The 16,082-nt window shown below is 34.2% G+C and carries 15 protein-coding genes; 13 read left to right on the top strand and 2 right to left on the bottom strand.

All coding sequences use genetic code 11. The features are described 5' to 3' along the window. From Q3907_RS06455 to Q3907_RS06495, 9 genes are all read left to right on the top strand, one after another. Positions 1-1,902 carry a transcription antiterminator gene (locus Q3907_RS06455; RefSeq protein WP_301897708.1) on the top strand — a complete coding sequence of 634 codons (1,902 nt, stop codon included), beginning with the start codon at positions 1-3 and terminating at the stop codon, positions 1,900-1,902. A 65-nt stretch (positions 1,903-1,967) separates the two neighbouring features. Then, entirely contained in the window at positions 1,968-3,296 is a 1,329-nt protein-coding gene (locus Q3907_RS06460) for a 6-phospho-alpha-glucosidase (RefSeq protein ID WP_118115111.1), read from the top strand. 15 nt (positions 3,297-3,311) lie between these two features. Continuing rightward, positions 3,312-3,605 (top strand): PTS cellobiose transporter subunit IIB, encoded by a 294-nt coding sequence (locus Q3907_RS06465; protein ID WP_003864148.1) that lies wholly within the window; start codon positions 3,312-3,314, stop codon positions 3,603-3,605. Position 3,606: 1 nt separating this feature from the next. Then, positions 3,607-3,927, top strand: a complete 321-nt coding sequence (locus Q3907_RS06470; RefSeq protein WP_301897709.1) for a PTS lactose/cellobiose transporter subunit IIA — start codon at positions 3,607-3,609, stop codon at positions 3,925-3,927. A gap of 1 nt (position 3,928) precedes the next feature. Then, the gene (locus Q3907_RS06475; protein ID WP_118011206.1) at positions 3,929-4,525 is read left to right on the top strand and encodes a hypothetical protein; all 597 of its coding nucleotides are present in this window, start codon (positions 3,929-3,931) and stop codon (positions 4,523-4,525) included. Positions 4,526-4,547: 22 nt separating this feature from the next. Further along, on the top strand, positions 4,548-5,150 hold the full coding sequence (locus Q3907_RS06480; protein WP_118011207.1) for a hypothetical protein: 603 nt from the start codon (positions 4,548-4,550) through the stop codon (positions 5,148-5,150). Positions 5,151-5,195: 45 nt separating this feature from the next. Continuing rightward, the gene (gene deoD / locus Q3907_RS06485; protein ID WP_301897710.1) at positions 5,196-5,912 is read left to right on the top strand and encodes a purine-nucleoside phosphorylase; all 717 of its coding nucleotides are present in this window, start codon (positions 5,196-5,198) and stop codon (positions 5,910-5,912) included. Then, the gene (locus tag Q3907_RS06490) at positions 5,909-7,093 is read left to right on the top strand and encodes a phosphopentomutase (RefSeq protein ID WP_301897711.1); all 1,185 of its coding nucleotides are present in this window, start codon (positions 5,909-5,911) and stop codon (positions 7,091-7,093) included. Before deoD ends, Q3907_RS06490 begins: the two co-directional genes overlap by 4 nt. Before the next feature lie 86 nt (positions 7,094-7,179). Then, entirely contained in the window at positions 7,180-8,499 is a 1,320-nt protein-coding gene (locus tag Q3907_RS06495; protein ID WP_301897712.1) for an MATE family efflux transporter, read from the top strand. Positions 8,500-8,505: 6 nt separating this feature from the next. Here Q3907_RS06495 and Q3907_RS06500 read toward each other — a convergent pair whose 3' ends face one another. After that, positions 8,506-9,240, bottom strand: a complete 735-nt coding sequence (locus tag Q3907_RS06500) for an RNA methyltransferase (RefSeq protein WP_301897713.1) — start codon at positions 9,238-9,240, stop codon at positions 8,506-8,508. Positions 9,241-9,543: 303 nt separating this feature from the next. On the opposite strand from Q3907_RS06500, the gene pheS reads away from it, so the two are divergent. From pheS to Q3907_RS06520, 4 genes are all read left to right on the top strand, one after another. Further along, entirely contained in the window at positions 9,544-10,578 is a 1,035-nt protein-coding gene (gene pheS / locus Q3907_RS06505) for a phenylalanine--tRNA ligase subunit alpha (protein ID WP_117571509.1), read from the top strand. A 12-nt stretch (positions 10,579-10,590) separates the two neighbouring features. Beyond that, on the top strand, positions 10,591-12,978 hold the full coding sequence (gene pheT, locus Q3907_RS06510) for a phenylalanine--tRNA ligase subunit beta (protein ID WP_301897714.1): 2,388 nt from the start codon (positions 10,591-10,593) through the stop codon (positions 12,976-12,978). A 93-nt stretch (positions 12,979-13,071) separates the two neighbouring features. Further along, complete coding sequence (gene glpK / locus Q3907_RS06515) at positions 13,072-14,553, top strand: glycerol kinase GlpK (protein ID WP_301897715.1); 1,482 nt, start codon at positions 13,072-13,074, stop codon at positions 14,551-14,553. A 16-nt stretch (positions 14,554-14,569) separates the two neighbouring features. Continuing rightward, positions 14,570-15,283 carry an AAC(3) family N-acetyltransferase gene (locus tag Q3907_RS06520; protein WP_295645601.1) on the top strand — a complete coding sequence of 238 codons (714 nt, stop codon included), beginning with the start codon at positions 14,570-14,572 and terminating at the stop codon, positions 15,281-15,283. On the opposite strand, the gene Q3907_RS06525 is transcribed toward Q3907_RS06520, so the two are convergent. Beyond that, entirely contained in the window at positions 15,267-15,713 is a 447-nt protein-coding gene (locus Q3907_RS06525; protein ID WP_295645604.1) for a GAF domain-containing protein, read from the bottom strand. The genes Q3907_RS06520 and Q3907_RS06525 overlap by 17 nt on opposite strands. Between the last annotated feature and the right edge of the window lie 369 nt (positions 15,714-16,082).

Here is a 16,082-nt window from a genome sequence, read left to right on the forward strand (position 1 = left end):
ATGTTAACAGCTAGACAATTAAAAATTATAAAATTGATTATGAATAATCCGGGGATTCATGGAAAAGAAATATCCGAAAATCTAAATGTGTCAACACGAACTATACGTAATGAAATCACATTTATGAATGATGTGACAAACTGTATATTAATACGTTCGAGTACAAAACAAGGATATATGATCAATGATGAGCACCTAGATATTATTCATAACATAGTCAATCAGGATAATGAAAATATGGATCTAGCTGTCTATCGTATTTACAAAATTATAGGTAAAATACTATTCTTTGAGGATTGCAGTATATATGATTTATCTGAATTATTAGGTTTATCCGATTCTGTAATCCGCAAAGAAATCAATAAAGTGATTCAGTTTTTGTTGAAAAACTACAATGTTGAATTATTCAAACTAAAAAAAGATGAGTGTGTCATTTTATTAGAAGAAAGTGAAATTCGTGAACTTCTTTTTAAAATCGTAAAAGATATGGCACTCGAAAATCCAGATGCATTAATGGACATTCTTTATATGCTTCTAAGTGATTCGTGGGTTATGAAATATTACAAATCCACAAAGGAAGATGTAATCAAAATCATGAATGGAGAACAAGTCTATTTATCAGAAACGGACTTATCCATTTTTACAGCATGCATCTTGATATGTCGAGTACGAAATTTAAATGGATACAACCTAGAGGATAATCAAATAAGTTCTCCCGACGATCTTTATACTCGTGTCATTACTAAATTATGTATGCAGTCACCTTATTTAGAGCAGGTTGATATTCCAATTCTATATAATCTTTTACATACATTTAAAATGAAATCAACGGATGAAGTACCTGAAATCACGGATTTTACAGTGCTTGTATTTGATGAATTTTGTAATGAAGTATTCGATAAATATTCAATCAACTTAAAGGAATCGGAAGCTTTATCTAGTAAAATGCTTTTACACATAGAGTTTATGAATCGACGAGTTATTGGTGGATATGAATTAAAAAATCCCATTGTGGATGATGTGAAGACAAAGTTTCCATTTGCGTTTGAAATCAGTATGATGATTGTTCCCATTCTTTTCAAATACAAACGTGTTTATGTTACAGAAGATGAAATTTCTTATTTAACTGTATATGTGGCACAATTTTTAGAGAATGAAAATGTAAAACTTAAAACAATCATTGTCACAAGTCAGCGCCATAGTGTTAAACAATTGTTGACACAATGGCTTCAAATGTATTTTAAAAACCAGATTGCGATTGTAGATATCATAAATAAGGAAGCCTTGAAAAAGATGGATCTTACATCCATTGATTTAGTCATTACGTTGGATTCATTTCTGATCTTAAAAGATGTTGAAGTATTCAGTATGGATAAGTTGCCAGAAATCAAAGATATTGAACGATTGAATTCAATGATCCACATGATTCGTATGAATAAACGTGTTTCTAAGATATTAGATTGTTATATTCAAAAAGAACATGTAAAGGTATATCCAGATACAACAGAGCTACCTGAACTTTTACAAGAGATGTCTCAAAAGTTACATGAATCAGGATTCATATCGGATACAAAAGGATTCTATGAAGATGTTTTGTTGAGAGAAAAGAATTATCCAACCAATTTAGGATCACAAATGATGGTTCCACATGCCCTGTTTACATTTGCTGATAAAACAGGTATAGAAGTGGCCTTGTTGAAAAAACCATTTGAACATCATGGAAATCAAGTGCAGCTCGTATTCTTATTGGCACTCGAAAAGAAACGAAACGATGAAATGAACTTGTTGTTTCAATTCTTTAACCAAATTGTTTCACACAAAAAATATATGCATGCACTTCTTCAAAGTGAAGATAGTGATGCCTTCATTAAAAACTTATATAGTTTTAAATTGTTAGAGTAAAAAAAACAATAAAACCAAACATAATATATGTATCAATTTATTGTCTTAGAAAGTGAGATAGTAAAATGAAGAAATTTTCAATTGTTATTGCAGGTGGAGGAAGTACATATACTCCAGAAATTATTTTAATGTTGTTAGACAACTTAGATCGTTTACCATTAAGAAGTATCAAATTATATGATAACGATGAAGAACGTCAAAATCATGTCGCAAAGGCGTGCGAAATCTTAATCAAAGAAAAAGATCCTACTATTGAATATGTCGCAACAACAGATCCTGAAGTTGCTTATACAGATGTTGATTTTGTATTAGCACACATCCGTGTAGGTAAACTTGGAATGCGATCTTTAGATGAAAAGATTCCATTGAAATATGGTGTTGTTGGACAAGAAACATGTGGTCCTGGTGGAATGGCCTATGGTTTACGTAGTATTCCGGGAGTATTGGAAAACATTGAATATATGGAAAAATATTCACCAAATGCGTGGATGTTAAATTATTCCAATCCGGCTAGTATTGTAGCAGAGGCATGTCGTCGTTTTAAACCAAACTCAAGAGTTATCAATATTTGCGATATGCCAATTGGTATGGAGCATACAATTGCACGTATTCTAGGTTTCAAAAGCCGTAAAGAAATGTGCATCCGTTATTATGGATTGAATCATTTCGGATGGTGGACATCCATCAAGGATAAAGATGGAAAAGAATATATTCAAGACTTGATTAAACACCAGTTAAAATATGGAAACTGTTTAGCCGATGATGATGCATCAAATTATACAGATAGCTCATGGTTTGATACAGCTAAAAAGGTAAAGGATATTATTGCGATTGATCCTACGATGTGTCCAAATTCATATTTCCAATACTATTTATTTGGAGATGATATGGTGGCACATACAGATCCAAATTATACGCGTGCTGATCAAGTTGTGGATACAAGAGAAAAACGTGTATTTGGTGAATGTGCTCGTATTGAAAAAGTAGGTACCGCAAAGGATACAACACTACAAATCGGTATCCATGCTGAATTTATCGTAGATTTAGCAACAGCCTTAGCATTTAATACGCATGAAAGAATGTTGTTGATTGTTCCAAATAATGGAGCGATTTCAAACTTTGAAAACGATGCTATGGTTGAAATTCCTTGTATTGTTGGAAAAGATGGATATGAACCATTGACTGTAGGTGAAATTCCACATTTCCAAAAGGGATTGATGGAACAACAAGTAAATTGTGAAAAGCTTGTTGTCGATGCGTATGAGCAGCACAGTTATTTAAAAATGTTGCAAGCATTAACTTTAAATAAATGTGTTCCAAATGCCAATGTGGCAAGAAAAATTTTAGATGATTTTATTGAGGCGAATAAAGCATATTGGCCAGAACTAAAATAGAAAGAGGAAATCAAAATGAAAATATTGTTATGCTGTAATGCAGGGATGTCAAGTTCAATTCTTGTAAAAAAAATTAGAGATGTTGCTGAAAAAACAGGTGAAGATATTGAAGTGAGTGCAGTAGCTAATGCTTCAATTAAGAACGAAGTGGGTAAATGGGATGTATGCTTAGTAGGTCCACAATTGGTTTTTGCGGTGGATTCAATTCACCAACAATTAAATATTCCAGTTGCAAGTATTGAACCTAGAGCATACGCGATGGCAGATGGAGCTGCTGCTATTGAAATGGCAAAGAAATTATTGGGGTAATATGGCTAACGTTGAACAAATATCACAAGTTGCTATGCAGGTCATCACATATTCCGGCTTAGCAAAGTCAAATTATTTAGAAGCTCTTAAAAATTATCGTGAAAACGATCAAACAGCTTACGAACAATCAATGTCAAATGGAGATGAAAGTTTTTCACAAGCTCACGAAGCCCATCTTCAATTGTTACAGCAGGAAATGAATACGCAAGAACCACAAATCACAATGTTGATGGCGCATGCGGAAGATCAGCTTATGTCAGCAGAAACAATAAAGACTTTGATTCAAGAAATAATTTTATTAATAGAAAGTAGAGGCAAATAAAATGACAATTTGGGCAGACATTCAGACAAAGAATGGCTTTGCATCGGACGAAGTACAATCTTCATTACAGAAGTATATTCGTCGTGCAAAAGTTGAAGAAGCTTGTCAAGCAGCCTATGAATTATATACTTCAGGACCTGTCTTCTTAGACAAAATGTGGTCTCGTCTAGAAACGATTGCAGTTGAAGATGTTGGATTTGGAGATTTAAATGTTCCGGTTTTAATTCATGCACTTGATCAGATGCGTAAAAATTTCCCATACAATGATGGGGATCAACCTATGTATTTTATCCATGCGATTCGCGTGCTTTGTACATGTACAAAGGATCGTTCAAGCGATTATTTGAAAAATATCATTATTAAGGAATCTGCCATGGGAAAAGTGGTAGAAGTACCAGATATCGCATTGGATAAACACACAAAACGTGGACAAGAAATGGGGCGTGGATCAAAACACTTCTTTGAAGAAGCCACAAAAGTGATTCCACAATTAGAAATCGATAATGATTATCGTGAACGCTATGGAAAGATTCTTGAAACATATGATCCGGATCATGTTGTTGAGAATGCATTCAAATATAGTTCAGAACAATATTAATGGAAAGTGAGTGTAAGAGAATATGTCATATAATATTTGGGCTGCCGCAAAAACAAGAAATGGTTTAGCCGCAGATGAAGTGATTTCTACACTTCAAAAAAGCATTCGACGCAATAAAGTAGAAGAAGCATGTCAAGCTGCTTATGAATTATATATCACAGGACCTTTGTTTTTAGATAAGCTATGGCGTCGATTACTAACAATTTCAGTTGAAGATATTGGTTTTGGAAATTTACAAGCTGCTGTGCAAGTCAACACATTAAATGAAGTACGTAAATCATATGCGTATGATGATGGGGATCAGCCAATGTATTTTATCCATGCGATTCGTTTACTTTGTGCAAGTACAAAAGATCGTTCAAGTGATTATTTGAAAAATATTATTATTAAAGAAGCAGCCATGGGAAAAGTCATGGAAGTTCCAGATATTGCTTTGGATAAACACACTAGACGAGGACAAGAAATGGGACGTGGATCAAAACACTTCTTTGAAGAGGGAACAAAGGTCATTCCTCAATTGAAAATTGATAATGATTATCGTGAAAGATATGGTAAGATTTTAGAGAAGTATGATCCAAATCATGTTGTACCGAATGCATTTAAGTATAACCCAGGACAATATTAAGATTGAAAGACCAGCTTTGACTGGTCTTTATTTTAGGAGGAAATTATGTCAACAGCACACAATAGAGCAAATATAGAAGATGTCGCAAAAGTTGTTTTAATGCCAGGTGATCCATTAAGAGCTAAATTGATTGCCGAAAATTTTTTAAAGGATGCCGTATTATTTAATGATGTACGAGGCATGCTAGGATATACAGGTACATATAAAGGAAAACGTGTATCTGTCATGGGAAGCGGAATGGGAATGGCCAGCATGGGAATTTATTCGTATGAACTTTTTAAATTCTATGATGTAGATGCCATTATACGAGTTGGTAGTACAGGAAGTTATTCTACAAAACTACCAATGAAGTCTGTAGCTTTAGTTAAAGGAAGTTATTCAGAATCTACCTATGCCTTAGCACAAAGTGGCGATACAGATACAATGCAATATCCAGATGAAGATTTAAATAAGTTGATTGAAAGCGTAAGTCAAGAAGTTTCAATTCCTGTTGTAAAGACAAATACACATTCGAGTGATGTGTTCTATTATGAAGGGGACTATGAACAACCAGAAAAAATGATTGAAGAGCATGATGCACTTTGTGTCGAAATGGAGAGTTTTGCCCTATTCCACAATGCCAAGGTATTGAATAAAAAGGCAGCTTGTTTATTAACTGTATCTGATTCTTTATGCACAAATGAACATTTAAGTACTGAAGAAAGACAAACATCCTTTAATGAAATGATTACGCTTGCCTTAGAAAGTGCAATTCGCTTATGAAATACAAAAAAATAGTTTGTGTCGTTATTGATTCTTTTGGGATTGGACAAGCTACAGATGCCAAAGAATTTGATGATGTAGGTGCCGATACTTTTGGACATATCCTAGAATATCGTCCGGATTTAAAGATAGATAATCTATATAAATTGGGCTTAGGAAATCTTCATTCGAGTGGTAAGGTTTTACAATCAAAAGGCTATGCTTGTAAGATGCATGAGGCAAGTTGTTCCAAAGATACAATGACAGGTCATTGGGAAATGATGGGAATTCATACGACAAAGCCATTTAAAACATTTACTGAAAATGGTTTTCCTGATGAATTGGTTCAGGAATTAGAAAGATTAACTGGCCATGTCTTCATTGGAAATAAAAGTGCAAGTGGAACGGAAATTTTAGATGAGTTGGCGATGGAAGAAATTCAATCGAATGGAAAGAAATTAATACTTTATACATCGGCCGACAGTGTTCTACAAATTTGTGGACATGAAGAAGTGACTGGATTAGATGAGCTATATCGTGTATGTCAAATTGCTCGAGAAATAACTTTAAAACCAGAATACAAAGTAGGAAGAGTCATTGCCCGTCCTTATGTAGGAGATTCGGTGGGTCACTTTACACGTACGAGCAATCGTCATGACTATGCTTTGTCTCCATCTAGTAAAACCGTTTTAGATGTCTTAAAAGCAAATGCATTTGATGTGATTGGCATTGGTAAGATTTCTGATATTTTTAATGGGCAGGGAATCACAAAAAGTATTCATTCGACTTCAAGTCATGAGGGTATGCTTCAAACGATTGAAGAAATGAAAAAAGATTTTACAGGTTTATTATTTACGAACCTTGTGGATTTCGATGCCAAGTGGGGACATCGAAGAAATGTTTCTGGATATGCCGATGAACTTGAAGATTTTGATGTCTTGCTAGGGCAATTACTTTCAGTTCTTGATTCAGATACACTATTGATCATTACGGCCGATCATGGAAATGATCCAACCTATAAAGGAACGGATCATACTCGAGAGTGTGTACCATGTTTAATGTATTCACCTAGTATGAAAGAATATGGAATATTGGATGATTCAAGTTCTTTTGGTGTTCTTGGTGCAAGTGTTTTAGATAATTTTGATTTATCAAAACCATCTGATTTGATTGGTGAGTCTATTCTTGATTTGACAAAATAGAAAAAATATATTAACTTATTTTAGCATTTATTTTCGTTTTGGTATCCCCTATGAAACTGCCAAAACATAGGGGAGGTAATTTTTTTATGAATAAAATGGAAAATATGGAAATCAAACAATTGGTGGTTTCTATGAGTTTGCCCATCATCATCTCGATGGTGATTCAAGCTTTATATAATATTGTCGATAGTATCTTTGTTGCCAAAATTTCAAGTGATGCCTTAACCGCTGTATCTTTATGTTATCCGGTACAAACCATTATGATTGCGATTGCATGTGGTACAGCCGTTGGCTTTAACACGTTGCTTGCGCGATATTTAGGTGAAAAGAAATTTGATTATGCGAATAATACAATGATGCATGGAATCTTATTAGGATTTGTGAATGGACTTGTCTTTTTGATTTTAGGTTTACTATTTTCTAATGTCTTTTTATCTTGGTTTACATCCGATTCAAATGTGGTTTCACTAGCAAATACTTATATTCATATATGTACGATGTTTTCATTTAGTGTCTTTGTACAAATTATTTTTGAACGAATTATGCAGGCAACAGGAAATGCCATTTACAACATGGTTATGCAAGGAGCAGGAGCCATTATCAATATTATCCTAGATCCAATCTTGATCTTTGGATGGTTCGGTCTACCTGAAATGGGTGTTACCGGAGCCGCCATTGCGACTGTTATTGGACAGTTTTGTGCCATGCTTATTGGATATGTTATTACGAAGGTAAAAATAAAAGAATTGGATATTCATATACGTAATTTTTCCTTTTCGATACCTATTCTTTGTAAAATCTATAAAGTAGGTGTACCTGCCATCTTAATGCAGTCCGTATTAAGTTTTATGACTGTTTTTATGAATATGATTCTAGCACCAATCTCAGCTATGGCGATTACCGTCTTTAGTGTTTACTATAAATTACAAAATTTCTTGAATATGGCCGTGCTTGGAATCACCAATGCCTTGATTCCAATTGTTGCCTATAATAATGGGGCCAACAGAAAAGATCGAGCAATTGAAGCTATACAATTTTCTATGATTTTATCGATTTTCATTATGGCTGTAGGAACAATTGTATTTCAATTATTCCCTAAACAATTATTAGCCATGTTTAGTGCGAATGACCAGATGTATGGATTAGGAATACCAGCCTTAAAAATCATTAGCTTAAGCTTTGTGTTTGCCGGTATCAGTATGGTACTATGTGCTGCCTTCCAGGCTTTAAATAAGGCAAATACTTCGTTAGTGATCACTTTGGCTAGACAACTAGTCATCTTAATTCCATTGACATATGGGTTGATGAAATGTTTTGGCATTCAGGTAGGTTGGTATGCTTTTGTGGTTACGGAATTTATATGTGCCATATATTCATTATTTGAATGGAGAAAAATGAAAAGGTAGCATTCGCTACCTTTTTGCGTATTTAAATGTATACATACAAATGGATGTGGCAATGGCCACATTTAGACTTTCAAAAGTTTCCATTTCAATTTTGACAATGTGATTACTTAAATTAATCAATTCCTTGCGCACACCTTGTCCTTCATTGCCAACTAAAATCGCATATTTTTTGCTTGGCTTGATCTCTTGAAGGTCCTTATGGTTGTCATGTAAAGCTGTGGCATATACTTCAACATTTCTTTCTTGGAGTAGTTTGATTTCTTCTTTAAGATCTGTTTGGATCACAGGGATATAGAAGAGTGCACCTTGACTGGATTGAATCGTTTTTGGATTGTAGATATCGGCACAGCCCTTTGACATGTAAATGCAGTCAATGCCAAAAGAATGGGCAGTTCTTAAAATCGTACCTACATTGCCTGGATCTTGTACATTGTCTAGTAATAGAATGTTTTCTTCATTTTTTGGAGTTAAGTTTAATTTTTTACATATACCAATCATCTTTGAATTAGAATTCTGATTTGACAATTTATTTAATACTTGTTGAGTTACCGTTTCATAGTTAAACTCTATTGGACACTCAATCCCTTCAAGGATAAATAGTTCTTGTAGAGCATTTGCGTTAAATGCTTCCTTTACCATATGTTCGCCTTCAACTAGAAATAGATTTGTCTTATCCCTTTCTTTTTTTTGGATGAGTTTGGCGTATTCTTTTATTTTCTTATTGTTTATTGATTGAATCATAGAAAAATATTACCATACTTCGGCTTGAAAAAAAACATGGACTTCGATATAATTTGAACTGTTAAAGCAATGAGAAGACATAGTAGCTATTTAACGCTTAGATAAGAGAGTAAACTGTTTGGTGAAAAGTTTATATGAGTAGGGATAGTGAATTCACCTTTGAGTAAGAGTTAAAACCTCTTCCGTTTCATACGGTTATCATGGTCAATTAAGTGTGTCTATCAAGACGAAGCAAGATGGTAACGCGGCAAAAAGTCGTTCTTGCGTCGTCTTTTTTTTGTTTTTAGGGAAAGGAAGAACAACATGAAAACAATTGAAGAGCTTTTGCAGGAAGCTACACAAAAAATTCAAGATGTCAAAGATTCATCTTCGTTGAATGATTTGCGTGTCTTGTATTTAGGAAAAAAAGGACCCGTTCAAGAGTTGATGAAAGGTATGAAAGATTTGTCAAAAGAGGAAAAACCCATCTTTGGACAAAAAGTTAACCAATTAAAACAAGATCTTTCTAAAATGATTGAAGAAAAGAAAGAGCAATTGGCAGCTTTAGAAATGCAGAAAAAAATCGAATCTGAAAAGATCGATATTACTTTGCCAGGTCGTAAACCTGAATTAGGTAATGCTCACCCATTAAACTTAGTACGCCAAGAATTGGAAGATCTATTCATTGGTTTAGGTTACCAAGTTATTGAAGGTGATGATATTGTGGATGATGAATATTGTTTCGAAAGAGCCAATATTCCTAAGGATCACCCAGCACGTGATATGCAGGACTCTTTATATATTGATCCAAATCGTTTATTAAGAACGCATACAACTGCAATTCAGATGGTTGTATTAGAAGAAAGTGCACCAAATCTTCCAATCAAAGTAGTATGCCCTGGTAAGGTATACCGTCGTGATGATGATGATGCGACTCACTCACACCAATTCATGCAGATGGAAGGATTGGTTATTGGTGAAAAGGTCACTTTAGCGGACTTAAAGGGAACTTTAGAATTCATGGCAAAAAAATTATTTGGTCAAGACCGTCAAATTCGTTTCAGACCAAGTTATTTCCCATTCACTGAACCAAGTGTTGAAGTGGATGTTTCATGTCACATTTGTAACGGAAAAGGATGTCCAACATGTAAAGGCACTGGATGGATTGAAATTCTTGGGGCTGGTGAAGTACATCCAAATGTATTAAAAATGGCTGGATATGATCCAGAAAAATGTAGTGGTTTTGCCTTTGGTGTAGGTATTGAGCGTGTTGCGATGTTGAAGTATGGTATTGATGATATTCGTCATTTCTATACAAATGATAAACGATTCAATTCTACATTCAAACGTTATGAGTAGGAGGATTTAAATATGCGTATTTCAAGAAAATGGTTTAATCAATTTATGGATGTACAAGATCTTTCTATTGAAGAAATGGCAAAACGTATTACAGATGCTGGTTTTGAAGTAGAGGGTATTGAACATTTATCTCAAGGAACAAATTTAGTGATCGGTCATGTTGAAACATGTGTTGATCACCCAGATAGTGATCACTTACACTGTACAACTGTAAATGTTGGAAATGAAGTGGTAAATATTGTGTGTGGTGCACCAAATGTGGCTGCAGGACAAAATGTAATTGTTGCACTACCAGGTGCTGTTTTACCTGGTGGAGAAATCAAGAATGGTGTGATTCGCGGTGTTGAAAGTAATGGTATGATTTGTTCATTACTTGAACTAGGGGTGGATCCAGCTAGTTTAGATGAAAATCAAAAGAATGGTATTGAAGTATTACCAGCTGATGCACCTGTAGGAAATACAGATCCATTTGGCTATTTAGGTTTAGATGATGAAGTGTTAGATATTGGTTTAACACCAAATCGTAATGATTGTTTAGCTGCTTTCAATATGGCAAAAGAAGCAGGAGCTATTTTAAATCGTGAAGTTAAGCTTCCAGAATATGAAGGTGCAAGTGATGTAGGTACACCAAGTCAGTTGCATGTAGAAAGTACAACATCAAAATGTCCATTATTCTATGGAAAAATTATTAACCATTTAACAATCAAAGAAAGTCCAAAATGGATGAAGGAATTATTGGCAGCTAGTGGTGTAAAATCTATCAATAATATTGTTGATATTTCAAACATTGTAATGTTAGAAACAGGACAGCCAATGCACTTCTATGATGCAAAGTCGTTACCTAGCCAAAGTATTGTCGTTGCTGATGGATTTGATGAGGAATATACAGCATTAGATGGTGTAACTTATAAATTACAACCAGAAGACATTGTTATCACAAACCAAGGTAAACCAATCGGTATTGCCGGAATTATGGGTGGAGATGATTCTAAGATTTTAGATACAACAGATTCTATTATTATTGAATGTGCTATTTTTGATCATGTTGCGATTCGTAATACAGCACGTCGTTTAAATTTATCTACAGAAGCAAGTGTACGCTATCAAAAAGGTATTGAACCACTAGCTAGTAAAAAAGCATTGGATCGTGCCGTTCAATTGTTGATTGAATATGCCAATGCGACTGGAATTGAAGAAACTGTTCAATATGGACAAGTTCCATATGAGCCAAAATCAATTTCTTGTACACTAGAAGCCATCAACAATCGTTTAGGTACAGATTTTAATTTAGATGAAGTTGTGGATGTATTTACACGTTTAGATTTTAAACCAGAAGTTAAAGATTCAACAATTACTTGTCACATTCCAAGTTCAAGAACTGATATGGAAGGTATGGCTGATTTAAGTGAAGAAGTTATTCGTATGTTAGGTTATGATCGTTTACCTAGTACACTTCCTGTTATGCCTATGACAGAAGGTAAATTAACATATAAACAACAATTAACACGTCAAGCACGCCAATTCCTATGTTCACAAGGCTTACAAGATTGTTTAACATATACTTTAATTAGTACTGAAAAGAAAGATAATGCAATTCTTAATAAGGACGAAGCGATTGAATTAGCAAGTCCAATGAGTGAAGAACGTCGTTATATTCGTACAAGCATTTTACCTAGTTTGTTAGATGTAATTTCATATAACCGTGCTCGTAATATCAAAGATATTAATGTCTTTGAATTAAGTGATGTAGCAGGTGTTAGTGGGGCTAAGATGCATTTAGCTATCGCGATGAGTGGAAATTTACAACAAACTCGTTGGACAAGTGATGTGACACCTAGCGATTTCTATACATTAAAAGGTTTGATTGAAGCCTTCTTAGAACAGATTGGTATTGCTGCTCAAAGAGTTTCATTCGTAGAAAATGATATGGATACAACACACTTCCATCCATATCGCAGTGCAAAAATTATGTTAGGAAAAGATTGTGTAGGTCTTTTAGGTGATATTCATCCTCAATATGGTAAAAATATTGTGATGGCCGAAATCGACTTTGCTGCACTTATTAATGTGAAGAAATCAAAAATCAAATTCAGCCCAGTTTCAAAATATCCAAGTGTAACTCGCGACTTGGCATTTGTTCTAAATCGTACAATGCCAGTACAAAAGGTAGTGGATACAATTAATAAGCAAGGTCGTTTGAATAAAGAAATGATTATTCGTGATGTAGAAGTATTTGATGTTTATGAAGGTGAACATGTAAGTAAGGATGAAAAATCTGTTGCGTTGTCTATTACATTCCAATCAGATACACATACATTAAAAGATGAAGAAATCAACCAAGTGTTTGAAGCAATCCTTGAACATATTCAAAAAGACTGCAATGCAACACTTCGTAGCTAAGAGATGTTTTTGACATCTCTTTTCTTTTATTTATGAAATCTTGTAAAGGGCTTACAAAAAGATTAAAATATTACATATAAGGAGATTTTTTCTATGCAAAAATATATTTTAGCAATTGACCACGGAACAACAAGTACACGTGCTGTATTATTTGATAAGGCGGCGAATGTGGTTGAAATTGCACAAAAAGAAACGACAATATCTTATCCACATCCTGGATGGGTAGAACAAGATGCTAATGAGATATGGCTAGCTTGTTTAGCAGTAATGAGTGAAGTGATATTAAAAAGTAAAATTAGTCCAGAACAGGTATGTGCTATCGGTATTAGTAATCAGCGTGAAACAAGTGTGTTATGGGATGCGAATACGGGACTTCCGGTAAGTCCAGCTATTGTATGGCAATCTAAACAAACAAAGAGTATTTGCGATAGTTGGAAAGAGAATGGATATGAAGAGGTTGTAAAGGCAAAGACTGGACTTCGTATAGATCCTTATTTTTCAGCAAGCAAGATTCGCTTTATTTTTGATCATAATCCAGATGTATATGAAAAGGCAAAGAAGGGTGAAGTCTTATTTGGAACGATGGATAGTTGGATCGTATGGAAATTGTCAGGATCGAATACACATATCACGGATGTATCTAATGCAAGTCGAACATTATTGTTTAATATTCATACGCTTGAATGGGATGATGAATTGTTGAATCTATTTGATATTCCAAGAGAAATCTTACCAGAAGTTAAACCAACATCTTATACATATTGTACAACAGCATCCTATCATTTCTTTGGTCAAGAAGTGCCAATTTGTAGTGTTGTTGGAGATCAACAGGCTGCGCTATTTGGTCAAGGTTGTTTTAGTGCAGGTGGTATCAAAAATACATATGGAACTGGCGGTTTTATGTTGATGAATACAGGAGATAAAATTGTTGAATCCAAGAATGGTTTGTTATCGACTGTGGCATGGCAAATTGGTGATCAAATGAGTTATGCACTTGAAGGAAGTATCTTTGTTTCTGGTAGTTTAATGAAGTGGTTGCGTGATCAGATGCAGCTATTTGAGAATACGAAGGATACGCAGGCTATGGCAGAAAGTGTTAAAGATACAAATGGCGTATATATTGTGCCAGCGTTTGTTGGCTTGGGTGCTCCATATTGGGATGATGCATGCCAGGCAAGTGTTTTAGGTTTAACGTTTGGTGCCAATAAAAATCATATTGTTCGTGCAGCTTTGGAATCGATGGCATATCAGTCAAAGGATGTGTTAGAAGCTATGAAGCAGGATAGTCAAATCAATATCACATCTTTAAAGGTAGATGGTGGTGCAGCTGCTAATAATTTCTTGTTGCAATTTCAAAGTGATTTGTTGCAATTGCCTGTTCAACGCTTTAAAACAAATGAATTAACGGCGCTAGGCGCAGCTTATTTAGCTGGACTTTCTTGTGGGTATTGGAAAGATGATGAGTTGGGCATAGAACTTCAAAGAGAATTTGTTCCTGAAAAAACAAAAGAAGAGATGGATGGTTTGTATGTGAATTGGAAAAAGGCAGTAAAAACTTGCCAGAGCTATAAATAAAAGTTAGAATAAATGCATGGAAATTTATACAAAAGAAGATTTTAAACAGATTTTTATAAATTTAGGCATCACAAAAGGAAGTTTTGTGCTTCTAGAAGCAGATCTTAGTCGATATAGTGGTTTGGTGGGTAATTATCAAATGCTAATTGAAACGTTACAAGAATTAATTACAGATACAGGTGTATTGTGTATGCCATGCTTTTCGTATTCTTGTTTAGATCCTGCATGTGCTGGTGATTTCTATCCATATGAAAAATGGAAGGAAATACGTGAAAATTTGCCAGGATTTCATGTGGTATATACACCAAGTGAAATTTATAAGGATTGTACAAATTTATTCTTACATTATAAAGATGTATATCGATCAAATCATCCAGTGTATAGTTATGCGTATTGGGGAAATTTCAATGAGGATATTTTGAAAGTGGATGTCAATGATGCATTTAGTTTTAAGGGAAGTTTGTCATTTTTGAATAAAAAAAATGCCTGCAACCTTCTTATTGGTGTATCACCGCAAAAGAGTTTGATGGTTCAGGCACTTTCAAATGAATATCAACTCGGTCAGACAATTATACAAAGAGCTTTTCTTCACTCTAAGCGACATTTGACTAAATCATTTCTTGTTCATGTTGTGGATGATGTTTTGTCAAAAGATTTGTTGGAAGGGTTAAATGTACAACAGAGCGATTCAAGTCTGGATAATATCTATGTACTTAGAAAAGCGGACTAAACAGTTCGGATATCTTTTCTAACGATTCAAGGTCTTCTTTTGAGAAATTGTTGAATTCAAAAGAATCAATATCTAAGATGGCAACAAGTTTGTCATCTTTTTTTATAGGGATGCAGATTTCTGAATTGGAAGCACAATCACAGGCGATGTGTCCTGGAAATTTGTGTACATTTTCAATTCTTTGGGTTTCTTGTGTTTTAGCGCAAGTTCCAACAACGCCTTTTCCGTATGGGATTCTTGTGCATGCTACTTTTCCTTGGAAAGGTCCTAGAGTGCACTCTTGATTTTTTTCATCACAAATATAGAAGCCAAGCCAATTGATGTTTTTCATTTCATGATATAAAAGAGCAATTAAATTGGAAATATTTGCGATATTTGGCAGCGTTTTATCAATTAAAAGATTGCATTGTTCAATTAAAATTTCATTCATTTTTATCACCAGATATATTTTATTTGAATTTGTGCAAAAAATCTATGAAATTAGTGACTTTTGTCATTGAAAAAAATATTTTTTTTTAAGTACTATAATAGTGTAAATAAAGTTTTTTAAAGCTTGGGGATTTGGGATTGATACTAATACTTTCTGAAGGAATAACAGACAGTAAAATTGATAGCGCGAATCATTTTTAGTGTCAAAAACAAATTTTAACGGAGAGAAGATTCTAGTAGGTTTGACGGAGCTGAATGAATCTTCTTTCTTTTTTTTTAAAATTTTTCAAAAAAGGGGTTTACAAGAAGGAAATGATTTGGTAATATAGATGAGCACTGCTGAGGTGCACATGATCTTTGAAAACTGAAC

The sequence above is a fragment of the uncultured Holdemanella sp. genome, from assembly GCF_958348295.1.
In the GTDB taxonomy this organism is placed as follows: Bacteria; Bacillota_I; Bacilli_A; order Erysipelotrichales; family Erysipelotrichaceae; genus Holdemanella.